Origin of the sequence: Actinomadura rubrisoli, from assembly GCF_004349215.1 — a bacterium.
In the GTDB taxonomy this organism is placed as follows: Bacteria; Actinomycetota; Actinomycetes; order Streptosporangiales; family Streptosporangiaceae; genus Spirillospora; species Spirillospora rubrisoli.
Genome location: NZ_SMKU01000725.1, coordinates 1 through 1,109 on the forward strand (window position 1 = coordinate 1; position 1,109 = coordinate 1,109).

Genomic DNA, 1,109 nt, shown 5'->3' on the forward strand with positions numbered 1-1,109 from the left:
CCCGGGGGGTGTGGGGGGTCGTCCCCCCACCAGGAACCGGCCCGGTGAGCACGACCTGCGTCTCGTCCCCGTGCGCGATCTCCCGCAGCAGCGCCGCCACGCCCGCGTCCGGCTCGATCAGCCCGATGCCGCGCCGCGCGTACTCGCGGGCCAGCTCGGGCGACACCATCCCGCCGCCTGCCCACGGCCCCCAGTCGGCGACGAGCACCCGCCCTTGCAGCCGCGTCCGCCACACGTGCGCGAGGGTGTCGCAGGCGTCGTTGGCGGCCGAGTAGTCGACCTGCCCCCGGTTCCCGTGGACGCCCGCGACGCTGCCGAAGACCACGAAGAACCCCACGTCGGGGCGCACCGCCGCCGCCAGCGCGCACGCGCCGTCCACCTTCGTCCGGTACACCCTGCCGAACGACTCCGGCTCCTTGTCGCGGACGAGCCGGTCCTCCACCAGCCCCGCCCCGTGGATCACGCCGTCGAGCCGCCCGTGGCGCAGGTACACGTCCTCGACCACGTCCCGCACGGCCTGCGGATCTCGCACGTCGCCGGCGTGGTAGGCCACCGACGCCGCGTCCCGCCGCAGCGTCTCCAGGTTCCGGTGGACCTCCCGCTCCGCCAGGATCCGCCGGATCGCCGCCTCGATCTCCGCGGGCGCCCGCCCGCCGCGCGCCACCAGCGCCCGCCGCAGCGACGCCTCGTCCCGCGCCTCGGGGAACGCCGGCGCGTCCGCGGGCTCGGGCGTCCGCCCCATCACCTCGATGTGGCAGCCGCTCGTCCGGGCCAGGGCCAGCGCCGCCCGCGCGGTGATCCCCCGGGCTCCTCCGGTGAGCAGCACGACACCGTCCGGCCCCAGGTCCGCGACCCGCGCCTCCCCCGCCAGCTCCTCGCGGACCAGCGTCAGCCCCCGGCGCAGGTCCCCCTCGTGCCCGACCGCGACCGGCGCGTCCGCGTCCAGCAGCTCCGCCACGATCCGCTGCGCGACCGCCCGGGGCGTGTCCTTGGTGTCCACGTCCACCGCCCGCACGAGCACCTCGGGATACTCCTGCGCGACCGTCCGCGCCAGCCCGCGCAGCCCGGCGCCCGGTGTCGGGTCCCCGACGCCGGGCGCCGGGCTGCGC

General features: G+C 77.8%; 1 protein-coding gene. It reads right to left on the minus strand.

What is annotated here, in order from left to right; translation table 11 throughout:
* On the minus strand, nucleotides 1–1,109 hold a 1,109-nt coding region (locus E1298_RS47125; protein ID WP_131903842.1), incomplete at both ends, for an SDR family NAD(P)-dependent oxidoreductase.